19 protein-coding genes are annotated in these 20,121 nt (G+C 69.9%); 9 read left to right on the forward strand and 10 right to left on the reverse strand.

What is annotated here, in order from left to right; translation table 11 throughout:
• Window positions 1-2 precede the first annotated feature (2 nt).
• Both ACGFYY_RS17730 and ACGFYY_RS17735 read left to right on the forward strand, forming a co-directional pair.
• Window positions 3-908 carry a LysR family transcriptional regulator gene (locus tag ACGFYY_RS17730; protein WP_365264818.1) on the forward strand — a complete coding sequence of 302 codons (906 nt, stop codon included), beginning with the start codon at window positions 3-5 and terminating at the stop codon, window positions 906-908.
• A gap of 60 nt (window positions 909-968) precedes the next feature.
• Complete coding sequence (locus ACGFYY_RS17735; RefSeq protein ID WP_266383201.1) at window positions 969-1,448, forward strand: NUDIX domain-containing protein; 480 nt, start codon at window positions 969-971, stop codon at window positions 1,446-1,448.
• 33 nt (window positions 1,449-1,481) lie between these two features.
• On the opposite strand, the gene ACGFYY_RS17740 is transcribed toward ACGFYY_RS17735, so the two are convergent.
• Window positions 1,482-2,690 carry a globin domain-containing protein gene (locus tag ACGFYY_RS17740; RefSeq protein WP_365264814.1) on the reverse strand — a complete coding sequence of 403 codons (1,209 nt, stop codon included), beginning with the start codon at window positions 2,688-2,690 and terminating at the stop codon, window positions 1,482-1,484.
• A gap of 122 nt (window positions 2,691-2,812) precedes the next feature.
• Window positions 2,813-3,463 carry an HAD-IB family phosphatase gene (locus ACGFYY_RS17745; RefSeq protein WP_365264812.1) on the reverse strand — a complete coding sequence of 217 codons (651 nt, stop codon included), beginning with the start codon at window positions 3,461-3,463 and terminating at the stop codon, window positions 2,813-2,815.
• A 155-nt stretch (window positions 3,464-3,618) separates the two neighbouring features.
• Between ACGFYY_RS17745 and ACGFYY_RS17750 the strand changes: the two genes are divergently transcribed.
• Genes ACGFYY_RS17750 through ACGFYY_RS17760 form a run of 3 tightly spaced genes read left to right on the forward strand, consistent with a single transcriptional unit; the run spans window position 3,619 to window position 6,215 of the window.
• The gene (locus ACGFYY_RS17750) at window positions 3,619-4,512 is read left to right on the forward strand and encodes a GNAT family N-acetyltransferase (RefSeq protein WP_393710357.1); all 894 of its coding nucleotides are present in this window, start codon (window positions 3,619-3,621) and stop codon (window positions 4,510-4,512) included.
• A gap of 14 nt (window positions 4,513-4,526) precedes the next feature.
• Window positions 4,527-4,988, forward strand: coding sequence for a GNAT family N-acetyltransferase (locus ACGFYY_RS17755; protein WP_393710359.1), 462 nt, complete (start codon window positions 4,527-4,529; stop codon window positions 4,986-4,988).
• A 57-nt stretch (window positions 4,989-5,045) separates the two neighbouring features.
• Window positions 5,046-6,215, forward strand: a complete 1,170-nt coding sequence (locus ACGFYY_RS17760; protein ID WP_393710361.1) for a winged helix DNA-binding domain-containing protein — start codon at window positions 5,046-5,048, stop codon at window positions 6,213-6,215.
• Between the two features lie 69 nt (window positions 6,216-6,284).
• On the opposite strand, the gene ACGFYY_RS17765 is transcribed toward ACGFYY_RS17760, so the two are convergent.
• The gene (locus tag ACGFYY_RS17765; protein WP_393710363.1) at window positions 6,285-7,670 is read right to left on the reverse strand and encodes a serine hydrolase domain-containing protein; all 1,386 of its coding nucleotides are present in this window, start codon (window positions 7,668-7,670) and stop codon (window positions 6,285-6,287) included.
• Window positions 7,671-7,679: 9 nt separating this feature from the next.
• Entirely contained in the window at window positions 7,680-9,146 is a 1,467-nt protein-coding gene (dnaB, locus tag ACGFYY_RS17770; RefSeq protein WP_109779476.1) for a replicative DNA helicase, read from the reverse strand.
• A gap of 452 nt (window positions 9,147-9,598) precedes the next feature.
• Between dnaB and ACGFYY_RS17775 the strand changes: the two genes are divergently transcribed.
• Window positions 9,599-10,936, forward strand: a complete 1,338-nt coding sequence (locus ACGFYY_RS17775; protein WP_393710365.1) for an MATE family efflux transporter — start codon at window positions 9,599-9,601, stop codon at window positions 10,934-10,936.
• A 154-nt stretch (window positions 10,937-11,090) separates the two neighbouring features.
• Here the strand turns inward: ACGFYY_RS17775 and rplI are convergent, their stop codons facing one another.
• From rplI to rpsF, 4 genes are all read right to left on the reverse strand, one after another.
• Entirely contained in the window at window positions 11,091-11,537 is a 447-nt protein-coding gene (gene rplI, locus ACGFYY_RS17780) for a 50S ribosomal protein L9 (protein ID WP_030008386.1), read from the reverse strand.
• An 18-nt stretch (window positions 11,538-11,555) separates the two neighbouring features.
• Window positions 11,556-11,792 carry a 30S ribosomal protein S18 gene (gene rpsR / locus ACGFYY_RS17785; protein ID WP_005315025.1) on the reverse strand — a complete coding sequence of 79 codons (237 nt, stop codon included), beginning with the start codon at window positions 11,790-11,792 and terminating at the stop codon, window positions 11,556-11,558.
• 43 nt (window positions 11,793-11,835) lie between these two features.
• Window positions 11,836-12,432: a single-stranded DNA-binding protein gene (locus ACGFYY_RS17790; protein WP_052870565.1), complete on the reverse strand. Its 597-nt coding sequence runs from the start codon at window positions 12,430-12,432 to the stop codon at window positions 11,836-11,838.
• Between the two features lie 72 nt (window positions 12,433-12,504).
• Window positions 12,505-12,795 (reverse strand): 30S ribosomal protein S6, encoded by a 291-nt coding sequence (rpsF, locus tag ACGFYY_RS17795; protein WP_004950685.1) that lies wholly within the window; start codon window positions 12,793-12,795, stop codon window positions 12,505-12,507.
• Between the two features lie 251 nt (window positions 12,796-13,046).
• Here rpsF and ACGFYY_RS17800 point away from each other — a divergent pair, with 251 nt between their 5' ends.
• The 3 genes from ACGFYY_RS17800 (at window position 13,047) to ACGFYY_RS17810 (ending at window position 15,733) form a co-directional block, all read left to right on the forward strand.
• A complete protein-coding gene (locus tag ACGFYY_RS17800; RefSeq protein WP_030008388.1) occupies window positions 13,047-13,349 on the forward strand; it encodes a hypothetical protein in 303 nt (100 codons plus the stop codon).
• A 151-nt stretch (window positions 13,350-13,500) separates the two neighbouring features.
• The gene (locus tag ACGFYY_RS17805) at window positions 13,501-14,619 is read left to right on the forward strand and encodes a lipid II:glycine glycyltransferase FemX (protein WP_393710371.1); all 1,119 of its coding nucleotides are present in this window, start codon (window positions 13,501-13,503) and stop codon (window positions 14,617-14,619) included.
• A gap of 82 nt (window positions 14,620-14,701) precedes the next feature.
• Window positions 14,702-15,733, forward strand: coding sequence for an alanine racemase (locus tag ACGFYY_RS17810; protein ID WP_365264793.1), 1,032 nt, complete (start codon window positions 14,702-14,704; stop codon window positions 15,731-15,733).
• 10 nt (window positions 15,734-15,743) lie between these two features.
• Here ACGFYY_RS17810 and ACGFYY_RS17815 read toward each other — a convergent pair whose 3' ends face one another.
• Both ACGFYY_RS17815 and ACGFYY_RS17820 read right to left on the reverse strand, forming a co-directional pair.
• Window positions 15,744-17,204 carry a glycosyltransferase family 87 protein gene (locus ACGFYY_RS17815; RefSeq protein ID WP_393710374.1) on the reverse strand — a complete coding sequence of 487 codons (1,461 nt, stop codon included), beginning with the start codon at window positions 17,202-17,204 and terminating at the stop codon, window positions 15,744-15,746.
• Between the two features lie 94 nt (window positions 17,205-17,298).
• Complete coding sequence (locus ACGFYY_RS17820; RefSeq protein WP_393710376.1) at window positions 17,299-19,923, reverse strand: transglycosylase domain-containing protein; 2,625 nt, start codon at window positions 19,921-19,923, stop codon at window positions 17,299-17,301.
• Window positions 19,924-20,121: the final 198 nt, after the last annotated feature.

Raw genomic sequence — 20,121 nt, forward strand, 5'->3', positions numbered from 1 at the left:
CGATGGACCTGACCCTGCTGCGCACCTTCGTCGCCGTCCACCGGGCCGGTTCGTTCACCCGCGCGGCCGCCCTCCTCGGACTGTCCCAGCCCGCCGTGACCTCACAGATCCGCACCCTGGAGCGGCAGTTGGGGCGCCCGCTGTTCCACCGCCGGGCCCGTGGCGTCACCCCCACCGCCGTCGGCGACGAGCTGGCCCACAAGGCCGCCCCGCACCTCGACGCCCTGTTGCGGATCACCGAGACCGAGCGCGAGGCCGCCGGAGCGTTACGCACCCTCCACGTCGCCGGGTCTCCCGAGTTCCTGTGCCTGCGCGTACTCCCGGCCCTCTCCCTCCTGGTCGGCCAGGGGCACACCCTGCGCGCCACCCCCCAGACCGATGCCGAGGCGACCCTCCACGGGCTCGCCACCGGCCATCACGACCTCGTCGTCACCACCGCCCACCCCCGGGGCGGGCTCTTCACCGCCACCGCGCTGTGCGACGAGGAGCACGTCCTGGTCGCCGCGCCCTACTGGGCGGCACTCGTCGACATGGACCGGCTGCGCCAGGAGGGTTCCGCCGCGCTGGACGGCATCCCCCTGGTCGAGGTCCACGAGAGCCTGCCGCTCGTCACCCGCTACTGGGCCGCCGTCTTCGACACCCTGCCCGATGCCCGGTGCCTGGCGGCCACCGTGGTCGTGCCGGACCTGCGTGCCGTGCTGGAATGCGTCCGGGCCGGCGCCGGCCTCGCCGTCCTGCCCCGCTACCTGTGCCAGGACGCCCTCGACAGCGGTCGGATCGTGGCCCTGGCGGAGCCTGCGGTGCCGCCGCTGCGTACCTGGTTCCTGGTCGTACGGACCGGGAGCCTGGCCCTCGCCCACCTGGCCCGGGCGCACGACCGGTTGCTGGAGGCCGCGGCGCACTGGTGAGTCGACCCTTTTCCGGCCGTGGCGCGTTTCAGAAGCGGAATGGCGGGCCACTCTTCTCCCATGACCGAACGTCCCGTCGTCAAACGCACCGCCCGCGCGATCCTGCTCGACGGTGACGACCTCATCCTCATCAAACGCACCAGGCCCGGTGTCGACCCGTACTGGCTCACCCCCGGCGGGGGAGTGGAGTCCTCGGACTCCACGGTCGTCGACGCCCTCCACCGGGAGGTCCACGAGGAACTCGGCGCGAAGATCACCGATGTGGTGCCCTGCTTCGTCGACACCGTCGAGCACATCGCCGACAGGGGGGTGACCGGTGTGAAGGTGCAGCACTTCTTCGTCTGCCGCCTCGAATCGATGGACCCGAGCCTGCGGCACGGCCCCGAGGTCGACGAGCCCGAGGGCGAGTACGAGATCGTCCGCGTGCCCTTCAGCCGGGTGGGCATCGCCGCCGTCCACCTCGTCCCGCTGTCCCTCCGCCACTACCTCGACGGCAACATCGAGGGTGTCCGCGCCATGCACGCGCCCGACCTGGGCTGAGGCCGGCCTGAGACCGGCGGGCTGCCTCCGGTCTCAGCCGGCGATGCCGGCGAGCTCCTCCACCGCGTCGTACCGGATCCGCTCGCCGGGGATACCGATCCGCAGCAGCTCGTCCACTCCGTTGCGGATCATCGCGGGAGGTCCGGAGACGAACGCGTCGTACGAGCTCCACGGCCCGTGCTCGCCCACCGCGTGCGGCAACTGCCCGGCCAGCCCGTCGCCGACCACCGGGCGCACCGACAGCCACGGGTGCGAGCGCTGGAGCCCCAGCAGCGTGTCCTTGTCGTAGAGGTCGCTGTCACTGCGGGCTCCGAAGAACACCTCGACCGGCCGCCGCTCGCCGTGTTCGGCCACGTCCTCGATGAGCGCCTTGATCGGCGCGATCCCCGTGCCCCCGCCCAGGCAGAGCATGCCGTTGTCCGTGGTGTGGTCCACCACCATCGACCCGGCCGGCGGTCCGAGGCGCAGGACGTCTCCCGGGCGGGCGTGTCGCACCAGCGCGTTGGAGACCCAGCCCGCGGGGACGGCCTTGACGTGGAAGGACAGCAGTCCGTCGGCGCGCGGCGCCGAGGCGAAGGAGTAGTGCCGCCATACCCTCGGCCACCACGGGGTCTCCAGGCTCGCGTACTGGCCGGCGAGGAAGGCGTAGGGCTGGTCGGGGCGGACCGTGAGCACCGCGATGTCCGGGGTGCGCAGATCGTGGGAAACCACCTCGGCGTTCCACCAGGCCGGGGCCTTCACCTCTTCCGCCGCCGCCGCGTCGATCATGATCTGGGAGATCCCGGTGTAGGCGCGGACCCAGGCGGCCTGGGCCTCGGGCCCCCAGCTGTTGTGCGCGTAGCGGGCCAGTGCCCCGACGAGGGCTTCGCCGACCGCCGGGTAATGACCGGCCATCGTGCCGTACTTGCGATGCCCGGCGCCCAGGCGTCGCAGGTAGGGGACCAGGACGGCGGGATTGTCGATGTGCTCGGCCGCGGTCAGGAGCGCCTTCAGCAGGCGGTCCCGCTGCACGTCCATGGCGGCGGGGAACATGTCGCGCACTTCGGGGTGCCCGGTGAAGACCAGAGCGTAGAAGTACGAGGTCACCTTGTCGGCGACGGGGGCGATCTCCGCGAGGGTCCGGCGGATGAGTACGGCATCCGGTGAGGGCTCGATCGCACCGCCCTCGCCGGATATCCGGGCCGATTCGCGTCTGGCCGATCTGGTGGGCGGAGCGTCCATGCGGTGCCTCGCTTCGAGCATCTCGGTCGGTCTGCACACGCCACGGCCTATGAATCCGTGGTTCCGGGTTTCACAGCGTGCCGGCCTGCATCAGAGGCCTGCGGGGAAATGCAGAAAGTCCGCGTTTCGAACCCACTTTCCTCCTAAGATGCGTCAACTCCCGGGCGCGTCAGCCCCACGAGCTGGTATGCCTCCCGCAGATCCCGGCCCTCGTAGACATGAGTCGCCCGTTCGGCCAGGAAAGGCCGCGCATTGACCGCCACCGAGACCGGCACCACATCGAAGAGCAACGCGTCGGTCACCGAATCCCCGTAGGCGACGCAGTCGTCCCGCGTCACACCGAACTGCGCGCAGAGCCGGTCCGCCACCGTGACCTTGCCCTCGGGCGTGAGGATCCCGGACTCCTCCACCGGACGGGTGAACGGCACCGCCGGGAAGACCGAGCCGTGTGCGGCATCCGCACCCCACTCCAGCAGCAGTTCCACGAAGAACGACGGAGACAGGGAGATCACCGCGCAGTAGTCTCCGCGTTCCCGGATCTCCTGCCACACGTCCCGGATCCCCGTGAGCCAGGGGGCCCCGTCGAATGCCGCCCGGACGTGCGCGGGCGTCAGTTCGGCCCAGAGCGCGTGGGCGGCCACCGAAAATTGGTGCGGCCTCATCTTCTGCGCGCCGAAGGCCCGTTCCAACTCGGCGATCTCGGCGCTCAGCCCGAGCTGCCGGGAGATCTCGACCGGCGATGACGAGCCGTACATCAGCGTCCCGTCGAGATCGAAGAGGTGCAGGAGGGTCATAGCCAACGAGGCTAGCCGGTCCGTTTCACGTGAAACACCGCGTTTCACGTGAAACATCGTCCGGCGTCCCGCGCCGGGGTACCTGATGTTTCACGTGAAACATCCACCCGCAAACCCCCTGGACGACGCCCGGTCCATGATCCAGTCTGGGCCAGGTGACACCACCACACCTCACCGATCTACCGATCCGGGCGCTGACCGTGGATGATCTCCACCGCTGCGCCGACCTGTCCGAAGATCGCGGATGGCTCCGCGAGGACCACAAGTGGCGTCTGCTCCTCGCCGCGGGAAACGGCTACGGCGTCGACGCCCCGGACGGCCGGGGACTCGCGGCCGCATGCGTCGTCACCCGCTACGGCGAATCGCATGCCGGACCCGAGCTCGCCGCCATCGGGATGGTTCTCGTGGCCGACCGCTTCGCCCGCCAAGGTCTGGGCCGCCATCTGATGACCCACGTCTGCGACGACGTGCTGAAGGGTGTCCCCCTCACCCTGCACGCCACTCCCTACGGGCGCCCCCTGTACGAGGAACTGGGCTTCGAGACCACCGGCCGCGCCGAGATGCTGAAGGGTGCCTTCCGGCACGAAGGCGCCCCCGCCACGTACGGGACCTCCCTGGTCCGGCCGGCGACCGCCGAGGACCTGCCCCGCATCCTGCGCCTGGACGCCGAGGTCTTCGGCACCGACCGCACGCACATGATCACCCGGCTCCCCGCCTTCGCCGACCAGCTGCTCGTCGCGGAGGCCCCCTCCGGAGACGGCGGGCTCACCGGCTACGCCGCGGCCTGGCCCAATATGAACACCCAGGTCATCGGCCCACTGATCGCCCATGACACCGCCACCGCGCAGTCCCTGGTCACCGCGCTGGCGGTCGGCACCGACCGGGAGCTGCGCACCGATGTCGACGTACGGCACGAGGAGCTCGTCGCCTGGCTCAAGGATCGGGGTCTGACCTCCGTGGCCTTCAACTCCGTGATGACCCGGGACCTCCCCGGTCTGCCCGGCGACTGGACCCGTCGGTGGGCACCGCTCACCGTGGCCGCGGGCTGAGAGGACGACGCATCATGACCGACACTCCCGAGCTGACCATCCGGCCGGCCATCGAGGCCGATGTGCCCGCCATCGTCGCCATGCTGGCCGACGACCCACTCGGCGCCACCCGCGAGTCCCCGGACGACCTCACCCCGTACCTCGCGGCGTTGAAGCGCCTCACCGACGACCCGAACCAGCATCTGGTCGTCGCGGTCCGCGCCGACCGTGTGGTGGGCACCCTCCAGCTGACGATCGTTCCGGGCCTCTCCCGCAAGGGGGCCACCCGTTCCATCATCGAGGGCGTCCGCGTGCACGCCGACGAACGCGGCAGCGGGCTGGGCACCCGGTTCGTCGAATGGGCTGTCGAGAAGTCCCGTGCCGAGAACTGCGCGCTCGTGCAGCTGACCTCGGACGCGACCCGGACCGATGCCCACCGTTTCTACGAACGGCTCGGATTCACCGCCTCGCACGTCGGGTTCAAGCTCCAGCTCTGACCGGACGTTCCCGCACGCCGGGTCGCCGCGTCGGCGGCCCGGCCTACGATCGGGAGGATGACCCTCCCCCTCGTCACCACCGCCGAGCGACGTCACCGGCTCGGCCGGCGCCACTGCCTGGCTCCCTCGGCCCGCGCCGCGACCGTCGCCGAGGCGGCGGACTCCGTCGTCGCCCTGCACGCCACCGACGCCGCGACCGTCTTCCTCTCGGCCCGTGCCCGGCTCACCGCAGGCGGCCCGGAGGTGATCGAGCGGGCGCTCTACGAGGACGTCAGCCTCGTGCGCCTGCTCAGCATGCGCAACACGCTCTTCGCGGTCTCCGCCGCACTCGCCCCGCAGGTCGACGCCTCCACGGCCCGCGCGATCGCCGCGAAGGAACGCCGCACCCTCCTCAAGCACCTCGACGAGGACGGACAGGGACTCGACGCCGCGTGGCTCGCCGGAGCGGAGGCCGCAGCGCTCGCCGCCCTCGATGCGCACGGCCCCTCCACGGGAAGCCAGCTGTCCGCGGCCGTACCCCCGCTGCGCCAGAAGATCACCATCAGTCGGGGCAAGAAGTACGAGGCCGAGCAGGGGGTCGCGACCCGGGTCATCCGACTCCTCGCCGCCGACGGCCGGATCCGCCGTGACCGACCGCGCGGCTCGTGGACCTCCAGCCAGTACCGCTGGGTCCACACCGAGCCCTGGCCCGCCGTACCCGCCGCCGAGGCCCGCGTCGAGATCGCCCGCCGATGGCTGCACGCGTACGGCCCCGCCACCGAAGCCGACCTCAAGTGGTGGACCGGCTGGACCCTCACGGAGGTCCGCAAGGCCCTCGCCGCCCTGGGCCCCGACCGGGTCGCCCTGGAGGACGGCACCACCGCCCTGGTGAGCCCCGGGGACACCGAGCCCGAACCGGCGCCGGAGCCGTGGGCGGCGCTGCTGCCCGCCCTTGACCCCACCGCGATGGGCTGGGCCGACCGCGGTTTCCACCTCGACCCCGCGCACCGGAGCGCCCTGTTCGACTACGCGGGCAACATCGGCCCCACCGTGTGGTGGAACGGCGAGATCGTCGGCGGCTGGGCACAGCGCTCCGACGGCGAGATCGTCTGGCGCCTGTCGGCCGACCCCGGCCGAGCCGCCGAACAGGCGATCACCGTTGAGGCCGGCCGGCTCGCCGCCTGGGTGGGCGAGGCCCGGATCACCCCGCGCTTCCGTACTCCGCTGGAGCGTGAGCTCGTCGCCTGAACCGCTCACGGCTCCGTGCCCTGCTCCTGACCCTGCTCCTGCTCCTGCGAGGGACCCGGAGCCGGGCCGTCAGCCGATGCCCCGCCAGCCCTGCGGGTCCACCCCGCCGGGCACGGGGGCGTCGGGAGCGTACGGCTCCCGGGTGAACACGAAGGACGCCAGGTCGAGATGGCTCACGGAGCCGTCGGCACGGCGTACCGCCCGCAGCGTCTCACCGGCGTAGTAGCCGAAGAGTCCGGTCCAGCTGCCGTCCGACTCCGCCCGGAAGCGGGCCGTGCGCCCGCTGGCGCCCACCGGACCCAGTTCCAGCAGCCCGTCCGCGGTCAGGCGCACCACCTGGGGCGACGTCCCCCAATACCAGGGGCCGCACAGTTCGAGCGGCACGTGGTCCGACTCCAGGAACGGCCGCCACGGCCGCGGGAAGCGCGGTTCGGCGTCCGCCACGATCCCCACGAGATCCGCGGCGACCGTCGAGGCCGGAAGTCCGGAGGTGCAGTTCGCCAGCACCACCGCCGCCACGTCGTCGGCCTCGCTCAGCCACAGCCCCGCGACGAAGCCGGGCAACGATCCGCTGTGCCCCACGAGCTTGCGACCGCCGACGCCCGCCAGTTGCAGGCCCAGCCCGTAGCCGTGCTCGGCGAGACCGGGCTCCGGCGGCGAGGCGGCCGTACGCATCTCCCGTAGGGACTCCGCGCACAGGACGCGCTCGTCACCACGCAGCAGGAAGGCGGCGAACCGGGTCAGGTCCCGGGTCGTGGACCACAGTCGACCGGCCGCGGCCATCAGCCCGAGGTCCTCCAGCGGTTCGGGCATCATCACGTCCGCCCAGGGATGCACCGCCCAGCCGCCCGCGTGCGGGGCCCGCGGCTCTCCGCTCGTGCGCTCCAGCCCCAACGGCTCCAGCACCTCGGCCCGCAACGCCTCTTCCCAGGACCGTCCGCGCACCGCCTCCACCAGCGAACCCAGCAGGGTGTAACCGGGGTTGGAGTAGTGGTGCCTGGTCCCCGGCGTCAGCTTGAAGGGTTCCTCCCCCACCACGTCGCCGAGCTCGGGCCGCTGCTCGCCGGGGGTCCGCTCCCACCACTCACCCGGCGTTTCCGCCGCCAACCCACCGGTGTGGGACAGCAGTTGAGCGATGGTCACCTGCCCGACCCCGGTTCCCGGCAGGTGCTTCTCCAGCGGATCGGCGAGGGAGATCAGGCCCTCGTCCCGCAGCCGCATCACGAGGACCGCCGTGAACGTCTTGGTGATCGAGCCGATCCGGTACTGCACGTCACCGTCCGGCCCGTGCCCCTCGACCGAGGTCCGGGAGCCCTCCCAGACCACCTCTCCGCCCCGCAGGACGGCCGCCACCACGGACGGCGCCCGCCCTTCGCTCTGGGCGACGGCGATCCGGTGCCTCAGCGCGCGCCGGGTGGCAGGGAGAAGTTCCAGGTCCTCAGCAAGCTCATCCATGATCGGATGCTACGTGTTGGCCATGTCCACGAAGCGTGAATAGTGTCCCTGGAAAGCCACCGTGATCGTGGCCGTGGGGCCGTTACGGTGCTTCGCCACGATCAGGTCCGCCTCGCCCGCGCGCGGGGACTCCTTCTCGTACGCGTCCTCGCGGTGCAACAGGATCACCATGTCGGCGTCCTGCTCGATCGAACCCGATTCACGCAGGTCGGAGACCATCGGCTTCTTGTCGGTGCGCTGTTCCGGACCACGGTTCAGCTGCGAGAGCGCGATCACCGGGACCTCCAGCTCCTTCGCCAGCAGCTTGAGGTTTCGGGACATGTCCGAGACCTCCTGCTGACGGCTCTCGGGACGGCGGGAGCCGCCCGACTGCATCAGCTGGAGGTAGTCGATGACCACGAGCGAGAGGTCGTTGCGCTGCTTGAGCCGACGGCACTTGGCCCGGATCTCCATCATCGAGAGGTTGGGGGAGTCGTCGATGTAGAGCGGGGCGGCGGAGACGTCCGGCATCCGGCGGGCGAGCCGGGTCCAGTCGTCGTCCGTCATCGTGCCCGAGCGCATGTGGTGGAGCGCCACCCGGGCCTCCGCCGAGAGCAGGCGCATGGCGATCTCGTTGCGGCCCATTTCCAGGGAGAAGATCACGCTCGGCAGGTTGCTCTTGATGGAGCAGGCCCGGGCGAAGTCCAGCGCGAGCGTGGACTTACCCATGGCGGGACGGGCGGCGATGACGATCATCTGGCCCGGGTGGAGGCCGTTGGTCAGCGAGTCCAGGTCCGTGAAGCCGGTGGGAACGCCCGACATCTGGCCGCTGCGGGAGCCGATCGCCTCGATCTCGTCGAGGGCGCCTTCCATGATGTCGCCGAGCGGCAGGTAGTCCTCGGAGGTCCGCTGCTCGGTGACGGCGTAGATCTCGGCCTGGGCGCTGTTGACGATCTCGTCGACGTCACCGTCGGCCGCGTAGCCCATCTGGGTGATCTTCGTGCCGGCGGCGACCAGGCGGCGCAGGACGGCCCGCTCGTGGACGATCTCCGCGTAGTACTCGGCGTTCGCCGCGGTCGGCACGGACTGGACCAGGGTGTGCAGGTACGAGGCCCCGCCCACCTTGCTGATCTCGCCGCGACGGGTCAGTTCGGCGCCGATGGTGATCGGGTCGGCCGGCTCGCCCTTGGCGTACAGGTCGAGGATGGCCTGGTAGATCGTCTCGTGCGAGGGCCGGTAGAAGTCGTGGCCCTTGAGGACCTCCACGACATCCGCGATGGCGTCCTTGGAGAGCAGCATGCCGCCGAGCACCGACTGCTCGGCGTCGAGGTCCTGGGGCGGAACGCGCTCGAAGCCGCCGCCACCGCCGGAGTCCCAGGAGCCGCCCTCGCGGCCCCGGTCGTGCTGTTCGTCCCCGCGGCCACGGCCTTCGCTGTTACGGCGCGGACGGGCGGGCAGACGGTCACCCGGACCGCTGTCGGCCCAGGGGTCGTCCATGGGCTCGGGCATGCTCACCGGGCCGCCTCCTCCCGTCCGCAACGCGGACCTCGCCGTGTCACTCTTTCTACGACACGGCTCTGACATTTGGGGCACCCGAATCCGCTGTCGGCGAGTCGGGCAACGAACCACGGTAGGCCCGAGAGCGGCGTCAGCCAATCTTGTTATCCACAGGGTGTGTGGATGACATGTGGATGACCGCGCCAATGCTGTGGGTAACTCGCCGGAAGCTGTGTACGGACCGGGGGACGACGCTGTGGACAAAATCACCCGGGGCGCCCCGTTACCCATGCTGACCTGCACTTTCCTCCTCCAGAGACAACGGTGGAGAAAATTCTTCGCCCCGGTCTCAAGATCGCCTCCAACGAGGTGTGAGGAACGCGCAAGTCAACGCGTCAGTAAGGATCCTAAGGTGGTTGCATCTATTACCTGTGGAAGATTAGATTGAGCGCATGACACAGGCTCTCGCAGCACCCAAGGCAGGCCCGGGTCGCCATGACCGAGAGATCTTCGCACTCGCTCTCCCTGCCTTCGGCGCGCTCGTCGCCGAGCCCCTCTTCGTGATGGCCGACAGCGCCATCGTGGGACACCTCGGCACCCCCCAGTTGGCCGGCCTCGGCATCGCCGCCGCGGTACTCACCACCGCGGTGAGCGTCTTCGTCTTCCTCGCCTACGCCACCACCGCGGCAGTCTCCCGCCGCGTCGGCGCGGGTGACCTCCGGGCGGCCATCCGGCAAGGGATCGACGGCATCTGGCTCGCCCTCCTGCTGGGCGCGGCCGTCGTCGCCGTGGTACTGCCCGCGACCCCCGCACTGGTCTCGCTCTTCGGCGCCTCCGACACCGTGGCCCCGTACGCGATCACCTATCTCCGGATCTCCGCCCTCGGCATCCCGGCCATGCTCATGGTCCTGGCCGCCACGGGGGTCATCCGCGGCCTCCAGGACACCCGTACGCCGCTCTACGTCGCCATCGGCGGCTTCGCCCTCAACGCGGGCCTGAACGTCGCCCTGGTCTACGGTGCGGGCCTCGGCATCGCCGGCTCCGCCTGGGGCACGGTCATCGCCCAGTGCGCCATGGCCGCCGCCTACCTCGTCGTGGTCGTCCGCGGCGCCCGGCGCCACGGTGCCTCGCTGCGCCCCGACCGCGCGGGCATCCGGGCCTGCGCACAGGCGGGCGCTCCGCTGCTGGTCCGCACTCTCTCGCTGCGCGCGATCCTGATGATCGCCACCGCCGTGGCCGCCCGGCTCGGCGACGCCGACATCGCCGCGCACCAGATCCTGCTCTCCTTGTGGAGCCTGCTCGCCTTCGCCCTGGACGCCATAGCGATCGCCGGGCAGGCGATCATCGGCCGCTACCTGGGCGCGGGCGACACCGACGGCGCCCGAGCCGTCTGCCGTCGCATGGTGCGGTGGGGGATCGTCTCGGGCGTCGTACTCGGGCTGCTGGTCGCGCTGGCCCGCCCGATCTTCATCCCGCTGTTCACCAGCGATCCGGCCGTCGAGGCGGCCCTGCTGCCGGCCCTGCTGGTCGTGGCCCTCTCCCAGCCCGTCTCCGGCATCGTCTTCGTGCTCGACGGGGTCCTGATGGGGGCCGGGGACGGCCGCTACCTGGCCCGTGCGATGCTCCTGACCCTCGCTGCCTTCGCCCCGGCCGCGCTGCTCGTGCCACTCCTCGGGGGCGGCCTGACGGCGCTCTGGTGGGCCATGACGCTGATGATGGTGGTTCGGATGATCACCCTCCGGCTGCGCGCCGGCTCGGGCCGATGGCTGATCGCGGGGGCCACCCGCTGAGGGGTGTCCCGTCCGGCCCCGGTCGTGTTTCACGTGAAACATCCAGGGCGGGCCGGTGGTGTTTCACGTGAACGGGCGCTGTTTCACGTGAAACAACGCCCGACAACGACGAAGGGCCGCACCCCTGAGGGGTGCGGCCCTTCGTGCGCAGCCCTTAGGCGGCGACGACCTCGATGCCCACGTTCGCGGCCACGTCGGCGTGCAGACGCACGGAGACCTGGTACGAACCGAGGGTCTTGATCGGGGAGCCGAGCTCGACGCGGCGCTTGTCGACCTTCGGGCCACCCGAGGACTCGATCGCCGTGGCGATGTCGGCCGGGGTCACGGAACCGAAGAGACGACCGGCGTCACCCGCGCGGGTGGCCAGACGGACCTTCACACCCTCGAGCTTGGCCTTGACCTCGTTGGCCTGCTCGATGGTCGCGATCTCGTGGATCTTGCGGGCGCGGCGGATCTGCGCCACGTCCTTCTCGCCACCCTTGGTCCAGCGGATCGCGAAACCACGCGGGACCAGGTAGTTGCGAGCGTAACCGTCCTTGACGTCGACGACATCGCCGGCGGCACCGAGGCCAGAAACCTCGTGGGTCAGGATGATCTTCATTAGTCGGTCACCCTTTCCTTATCGTGCGGTGGACGTGTAGGGCAGCAGCGCCATCTCACGGCTGTTCTTGACGGCCGTGGCGACGTCACGCTGGTGCTGCGTGCAGTTGCCGGTAACGCGGCGGGCACGGATCTTGCCGCGGTCGGAAATGAACTTCCGCAGCATGTTCGTGTCCTTGTAGTCCACGTACGCGGTCTTGTCCTTGCAGAACGCGCAGACCTTCTTCTTAGGCTTGCGCACAGGCGGCTTCGCCATTGTGTCTCTCCTGTGTGATCAAGAAGTGGGGATGCGAGCTGCCCTAGAAGGGCGGCTCGTCCGAGTAGCCACCGCCGGAGCCGCCGGAGCTTCCGCCCCAACCGCCCCCGCCGCCGCCCTGCTGCTGGCCACCGGCCGGCGCGCTGGACGCCCACGGGTCGTCGGAGGGAGCTCCGCCGCCCTGCTGCGGCTGGCCACCGGGGGCTCCGCCCCAGTTGCCACCGCCGCCGCCCTGCTGCTGACCGCCGCCGCCGTATCCACCCTGGCCACCGCGACCGGTGGTCTTGGCGACCTTGGCCGTGGCGTTCTTCAGGCTGGGGCCGACTTCCTCGACGTCCAGCTCGTAGACCGTGCGCTTGACACCCTCACGGTCCTCGTACGACCGCTGCCTCAGCCGGCCCTGCACGATGACGCGCATGCCCCGCTGGAGGGACTCGGCGACGTTCTCCGCCGCCTGCCGCCACACCGAGCAGGTCAGGAACAGGCTCTCGCCGTCCTTCCACTCATTGGTCTGACGGTCGAAGGTGCGGGGGGTGGACGCGACACGGAACTTCGCGACCGCCGCACCCGAGGGGGTGAAGCGCAGCTCGGGGTCGTCGACGAGATTGCCGACGACCGTGATGACGGTCTCGCCTGCCATGGATGAACCTCTCGGCGGGGATTGCTGCTGGGCTGCTGTGCTACTCGATCCCGATTACCGCTGAACCGAAGTTCAGTGGGTCTCGGGGCGAAGGACCTTGGTCCGGAGAACCGACTCGTTCAGGTTCATCTGTCGGTCAAGCTCCTTGACGACCGCAGGCTCGGCCTGAAGGTCGATGACCGAGTAGATGCCCTCGGGCTTCTTCTTGATCTCGTAAGCGAGACGACGACGGCCCCAGGTGTCGACCTTCTCGACCTTTCCGTTGCCCTCACGGACGACGGAGAGGAAGTTCTCGATCAGCGGGGAGACAGCGCGCTCCTCGAGATCGGGGTCGAGGATGACCATCACTTCGTAGTGACGCATGTGGAACCCACCTCCTTTGGACTCAGCGGCCACGGTCGTTCCGTGGCAGGAGGGTCGTGATGCGTGAGCACGGTGTCCGTAGAGCAGACACCGCGCAGCTGTACAGACTACCTGCTCGCGTCCTTCCGGTTGAAATCCGCCGGGAGAGGGCCACAATCTGTATGCATCGGGTGTGCTCGGTGCTATGCCCTCGGCCCCTTGCCGGAGGAAGCCCGCAGCACCGCCAGCTTCAGCCAGGAGGTGCCCTTCCGATGGCACAGGCAATGCGGCCCCCTCAGATCTCGCTCCTCTCCACCGACGGCAAGCCCCACCCGCTGCAGGACACCCTGATGGCGGTCACTCTGACCCTCGGCGCCGTGGCGTTCGTCACGGCCTTCTTCCACAACCTGCACCTGATCAGCTCGTGGGCCGGGCTGATCGGAATCCTGACCGGCGCGTACGGACAGTTCGTCTCCGTCACGACACGCGAGCGCTTCGCGCTGATCATCGGCCTTGGCGCGTCTGCCATCGGCTTCTACCTCGGCATGTTCCACGGTGGCCTCTTCGGGGGCTGAGCGGGCCCGCCGGCACAGACCGGGACACCTCCGCGGCAGGGCGCCGGCCACGCACCGGCCCGGGCCCACGGCCCGTCCCCCAGAAGGGTGGCGCCCTTGTCGCAGTAGGCTTCGCGCCATAGCCAGCGAAGCCGCCGAGGAGACGCCCCGCATGAGCCTGTCCCTGAGGACCATCAGCCGAGAGCAGCATCTGGGTTACCTCCAGAGCCTGCCCTCGGCGAGCCACTGCCAGGTCCCGGCGTGGGCCGACGTGAAGAACGAGTGGCGTTCCGAGAATCTCGGCTGGTTCGACGAGTCCGGAGAACTGGTCGGCGCAGCCCTCGTGTTGTACCGGCAGCTGCCCAAGGTGAAGCGGTACCTCGCGTACCTGCCCGAGGGCCCCGTCATCAACTGGTACGCCCCGAACCTGGAGGAATGGCTCCAGCCGATGCTGGCCCACCTCAAGCACCAGGGCGCCTTCACCGTGAAGATGGGCCCGCCCGTCGTCATCCGCCGCTGGAACTCGACCGCCATCAAGGCCGGTATCCAGGACCCGAACGTGAAGCGCCTGCGCGACGTGGAGGCCTCGGTCATCGAGCCCCGCGCCTTCGAGGTCTCGGACAAACTGCGCCGCATGGGCTGGCAGCAGGCCGAGGACGGCGGCGCCGGCTTCGGTGACGTCCAGCCGCGCTACGTCTTCCAGGTACCGCTGGCCAACCGCTCGCTGGACGACGTCCTCAAGGGCTTCAACCAGCTGTGGCGCCGCAACATCAAGAAGGCCGAGAAGGCCGGTGTCGAGGTCGTCCAGGGCGGCTACGAAGACCTGCCGACCTGGCAGCACCTGTACGAGATCACGGCCGAGCGCGACAAGTTCCGCCCGCGTCCGCTCAGCTACTTCCAGCGCCAGTGGACGGCCCTCAACTCCGAGGACCCCAACCGGATGCGGCTCTACATCGCCACGCACGAGGGAGAGCCGCTGGCCGCCGCCACGATGCTCACCGTCGGCCAGCACGTCTGGTACTCGTACGGCGCGTCCGCCAACCACAAGCGCGAGGTCCGCCCCTCGAACGCCATGCAGTGGCGGATGCTGCGCGACTCGTACGCGCTCGGCGCAAGCGTCTACGACCTGCGCGGCATCTCTGACACGCTGGACGAGAACGACCACTTGTTCGGTCTGATCCAGTTCAAGGTCGGTACGGGCGGCGAGGCCGTGGAGTACGTCGGCGAGTGGGACTTCCCGCTCAACAAGGTGCTGCACAAGGCCCTCGACATCTACATGTCGCGCCGCTGACCCGGCCCCATCCCGCACACGCACACACACCACCGCTGCATCGCTGCACCACGCAGCTTCTCAGGAGAGGTTCCGGACGGGCATGGCGCTCACGCTCTACGTCGACACCGCGCGCTGGCGTGCGCACCAGAAGCAGATCCAGGACCAGTTCCCCGGCCTGATCCCGGTCTGCAAGGGCAACGGATACGGCTTCGGTCACGAACGGCTCTGCGAGGAGGCGACCCGTATGGGCGCCGACATCCTGGCCGTGGGAACGACGTACGAGGCCTCCAGCATCAAGGACTGGTTCGGCGGAGACCTGCTCGTCCTGACCCCGTTCCGGCGGGGCGAGGAGCCGGTGCCGCTCCCGGACCGGGTCATCCGTTCGGTCGCGTCGCTGGACGGGGTGCGCGGTCTGGTGGGAGCCAGGGTGGTCATCGAGTGCATGAGCTCGATGCGCCGGCACGGCATCTCCGAGCAGGACCTCGGCCAGCTGCACGCCGCGATCGAGGACGTCCGGCTGGAGGGCTTCGCCCTGCACCTGCCCCTGGACCGCCCGGACGGCTCGGACGCCGTCGAGGAGGTCATCGGCTGGATGGACCGGCTGCGCGCGGCCCGGCTGCCGCTGCACACCATGTTCGTCAGCCACCTGAAGGCCGCCGAGCTCGCTCGGCTGCAGCAGCAGTTCCCGCAGACCCGCTTCCGGGCCCGCATCGGCACCCGGCTGTGGCTGGGCGACCACGAGGCCACCGAGTACCGCGGCGCGGTCCTCGACGTCACGCGCGTGGCCAAGGGCGACCGGTTCGGCTACCGCCAGCAGAAGGCCGCCTCCGACGGCTGGCTGGTCGTGGTCGCCGGCGGTACCTCGCACGGCGTGGGCCTGGAGGCCCCCAAGGCGCTCCACGGTGTGATGCCCCGCGCCAAGGGCGTCGCCCGGGCGGGTCTGGCCACGGTCAACCGGAACCTTTCGCCCTTCGTGTGGGCGGGCAAGCAGCGCTGGTTCGCGGAGCCGCCGCACATGCAGGTGTCGATCCTGTTCGTGCCCTCGGACGCGACCGAGCCGAAGGTCGGCGACGAGCTGGTGGCGCACCTGCGGCACACCACCACCCAGTTCGACCGGGTGCTCGACGCCTGAGTCCGACCGGTCAGTCCTGGGAGCTCGCGCCCCAGTCGACCCGCTGTCCCTCCGAGGGCGTCGCGTACCGCGGCGCCCTCGCCGCGTCCGACACCACGAACACGTCCTCCGCGCCGTCCAGGACGCCACCGGAGGGGTCGTCCGAGCCGTCCCGCCGTACGACGTCCCGGTCGGGCATCAGGATGTCCCGGACGATGACCGCGCACAGGTACAGGGTCGTCAGCAGGTGCGCGGTGATCGCCAGCTGGTAGCCCTCCACGGGCAGGCCCTGGTGCTTGTCGGCGCTGGCGGTGTAGGCGAGGTAGAACCAGATCCCGAGGAAGTAGACGACCTCGCCGGCCTGCCAGATCAGGAAGTCCCGCCAGCGCGGCCGGGCCAGTGCGGCGAGCGGGATCAGCCACAGCACGTACTGCGGCGAGTAGACCTTGTTGCACAGGATGAACGCGGCGACGACGAGGAAGGCCAGCTGGGCGAAGCGGGGCCGGCGGGGCGCGGTCAGCGTGAGCAGTCCCACGGCCCCGCACAGCAGGAGCGTCAGCCCGGTCGCGTACGTGTTGGCGCCGTCCAACGAGTTGCCCGAGCGCTGGGAGATCAGCAGCCACACCGAGCCGAAGTCGATGGGCCTCTCCTGGCTGAAGGTGTAGAACTTCTTCCAGCCGTCCCAGGCGAACAACATGACCGGCAGGTTCACCACGAGCCAGGCCCCGGCCGCGCCGAGTACCGCGGCGCCGAAGGCGCGCCACTTCCCGGCCCGCCAGCAGAGTACGAACAGCGCGCCGAGCAGCAGGACCGGGTAGAGCTTGGCCGCGGTGGCCAGGCCGATGAGGACGCCGAAGAGGACCGTCCGGCCGCGGGACCACATGAGCATCCCGGCGGCGGTCAGTGCGATGGCCAGCAGGTCCCAGTTGATCGTCGCCGTCAGGGCGAAGGCGGGCGCCAGGGCGAAGAGCAGGGCGTCCCAGGGGCGGCGGCGGTGGGTACGGGCGACGCACACGGCGATGACGGCCGCGCAGGCCATCAGCATGCCCGCGTTGACCATCCAGTACATCTGTTCGCGGTGCTGCATGGAGCCGCTGCCGGGGGTCAGCCAGGAGGCGACCTCCATGAAGAGCCCGGTGAGCACCGGGTACTCCAGGTACTCCATGTCGCCGGGGAGCCGGTCGAAGTAGGGCGTCAGGTTGTCGGCGAAGCCGCGGACCGCGTACAAGTGCGGGATGTCGGAGTAGCAGGCGTGGGTGTACTGCGAGCCCGCCCCCCGGAACCACGCCCAGTCGTAGCAGGGCAGCTTCTGGACCATGCCGAGCGCGAACATGCCGATGGCGATGAGCGCCACGATCCGGACCGGCCCCAGCCAGTGCCCGCCGAGCCGGGCGTAGCGGCCGAGCGGGCCGCCGATGAGCTCACTGCCGGCTGCGGCGACCTCGTCCTGCTGTGTGGGCAGTACGGGGCGGTCCTCGTGCACCTTGGTCATGGGGGTCATCCTGCCGTACCGGACCGGACATGGGAGAAGGCCGTCGCACGGTGGGTGCGACGGCCTTCAAGGGCTCAGGGAGCGGCGCTACGGGTCACTCGGAGCCGGAGTCGTCGAACCCGCCGGTGATGCCGCCCGGGCGGCCCGGTTTGCCGGTCTGCGTCGGGGACGGTGATCCGCTGGGTCCGCCGATCACCCCGGAGGTGTTGCCGGACGTGTTACCGGAGGTGTTGCCGGTCGTGGTACCGGTGTTCGCGCCTCCGTTGGTGGTCCCGCGCGTGGTGTCCGGGTCGCAGTACAGCTTCCACGGCGGGCAGGAGGGCCGGCCGCCCTTCGACGGGGACGGGGACGGCGACGGAGAGCTCGACGGCTCCGTCGAGGGGGACGGGGACGGCGGGACGACGGCCGAGGGCGTGGGGGAGGGGGCGCCGGCGGAGTCGGCGGTCACGCCGATGTCCTCGGCCTCCGGGAACTGCTTGACCGGGGTGCCCTTGAGCGCCGCGCCCATGTACTCGGTCCAGATCTCGGCCGGGATGTCACCACCGTGGAGGGAGGGGATGTTGCCCACGCCCTTCATGGAGATCAGCTTCTTGTCCGGCGAGTTCGGGTCGGTACGGAAGAGGACCACGGAGGTCGACAGTTCCGGGGTGTAGCCGACGAACCACGCCGACTTGTTCTCGTCCGTGGTACCGGTCTTGCCCGCGGCGGGTCGGCCCAGCTTCTGGACCTTCTTGCCGGTGCCGTTCTCGACGACGTTCTCCAGGACCTTGGTGATGTTGTCGGCGACGGCGCTGTCCATGGCCCGCTGGTCCTTGGGGGCCTCGAAGCCGGGCAGCTTCTCGCCGTTCTTCTCGACCTCGGTCACGGAGAACGGCTCGCGGTGCGTGCCGGAGGCGGCGAAGGTCGCGTAGGAGTCGGCCATGCGGATGGCGCTCGGGGTGGAGGTACCGAGGGCGAAGGAGGCGTCGGTGTTCGGGTTGATCGACTCCTCCAGGATGCCCGTGGACTTGGCCACGGACCTGACCTTGTCGTGGCCGACGTCGAAGACGAGCTGGGCGAACGGCACGTTGATGGACTTCTCCATCGCCTCGTTGAGGGTCACGTACCCGAAGGGGGTGGGGCTCTCGTTCTTCTGCTTGAACGGCAGGCCGGACGCGTCGCGCAGGGGCTTGCCCTCACGGTTGTTGATCACTGTGAGGTCGTTGGCCATGTACTTGCTGTCGGCCGAGATGCCCTTGCCCTTGGAGTTCTGGGTGCCGTACTCCATGGCCGCCGCCAGCACGTACGGCTTCCAGGTCGAACCGACCGGGACACCGCTGGTGTTGGCGTTGTTGCTGAAGTACTTGTGGTCCCAGCCCGGGCCGCCGTACAGGGCGACGAGGGCCCCGGTCTTCACGTCCACGGAGGCCGCGCCGAACTGTACGAAGGTGTCCGTCTCGGGGCGGCCCTTCTCGTCGATGAACCCGTTGCGGGTGTCCTCGACCGCCTTGACCATGGCGTCCACCTTCGGCTTCTGGAAGGTGGTCTTGATCCGGTAGCCGCCCAGGGCCATCTGGTCGGGGGTGATGCCCTTGGTCTTCATCACGTAGGCCTTGGCCGTGTCGACCAGGTAGCCGATCTGGCCGGTCATGCCGCGGGCCTGCTCCGACTCCACGCGCGGCGGGAAGTCCGCGTCCGTGAACTTGGCCCGCTCGGCCTTGTCCATCCGGCCGACCTCGACCTCGCGGTCCAGCACCCAGGACCAGCGCTCCCGGGCCCGCTTCTCGTTGAGGGCGGGGGTGGCGGCGGCGCCGATGCCACCGTCCGGGTTGTAGAGGTTGGGTCCCTTCAGCACGGCGGCCAGGAAGGCGCACTCGGAGGGGTTCAGGTTCTGGCTGTCCTTGCCGAAGTAGGCGCGGGCCGCGGCCTGGATCCCGTAGGCGTCACGGCCGTAGTAGGCGGTGTTCAGGTAGCCCGCGAGGACCTTGTCCTTCTCCTCGGTGACACCCAGCCTTATCGCGATGAAGAGCTCGGTGGCCTTCCGCTTGAGCGTCTGGTCGGAGTCCAGGTAGGTGTTCTTCACGTACTGCTGGGTGATGGTCGAGCCGCCCTGGGTGGAGCCGCCCGTGGCCATGTTGTACACGGCGCGGGCGACGCCCATCGGGTCCACGCCCTTGTCCGTCTCGAAGGACTCGTTCTCGGCCGAGATCACGGCGTCCCTCATCGACCGGGGGATGCTGGAGATGGGCACGATCTGCCGGTTCATCGAACCGCCCGTCGCCACCATCTGGCTGCCGTCGGCCCAGTAGAAGACGTTGTTCTGTGCCTGCGCCGCCTTGTTCGGGTCCGGCGTGCTCACCATGGCGATGCCGATGCCGGCACCGGCCGTGATGACGGCGAAGAAGCCCAGGGCCGTCCCGGCCACGAACTTCCAGGACGGCACGAAGCGCTTCCAGCCGTCCTTGTCGGACCGCGGGTAGTTGATGAGCCGCTTGTCCGGGCGCCCGGTGCCGCGCGTGGCGGTGCCGGTTCCTCTCCCGCGGCCGCTGCCTCTCTGGCCGGCACGGCGGGTCTCGGCACGGCTGCCCTGGGCGGGCTGCGGTGCGTACGGGCCGCTGTGAGACGCCGTGGGGACGTCACGTCCGGCCGCGCCCCTTCCAGGGCGCGGCTGGGCGGCGCGGCGGGCTGAGGCGCGCCCACCGCCCTCGGGCTGCGGCGGTTTGCGACGGTGCTCGCTCATCGAACGACTACTCCTCGGGCAGGCGAGTGGCCTGGAAGCGGCAAATTCAGTTCCGGTCCCCCCCGGTGTCCTGGCGCACAGACTACGCACGCTCAAAACGCGCCCAGTGCCGAAGTTCACCCCAAATCAGGCAACCTGCCTGGTGCGAATTGGTGATGTGACACCGGTCACTACGTCTCCCCTTGTCGATCAGAGCGC

Source organism: Streptomyces sp. NPDC048331 (assembly GCF_043201215.1).
Lineage (GTDB): Bacteria > Actinomycetota > Actinomycetes > Streptomycetales > Streptomycetaceae > Streptomyces.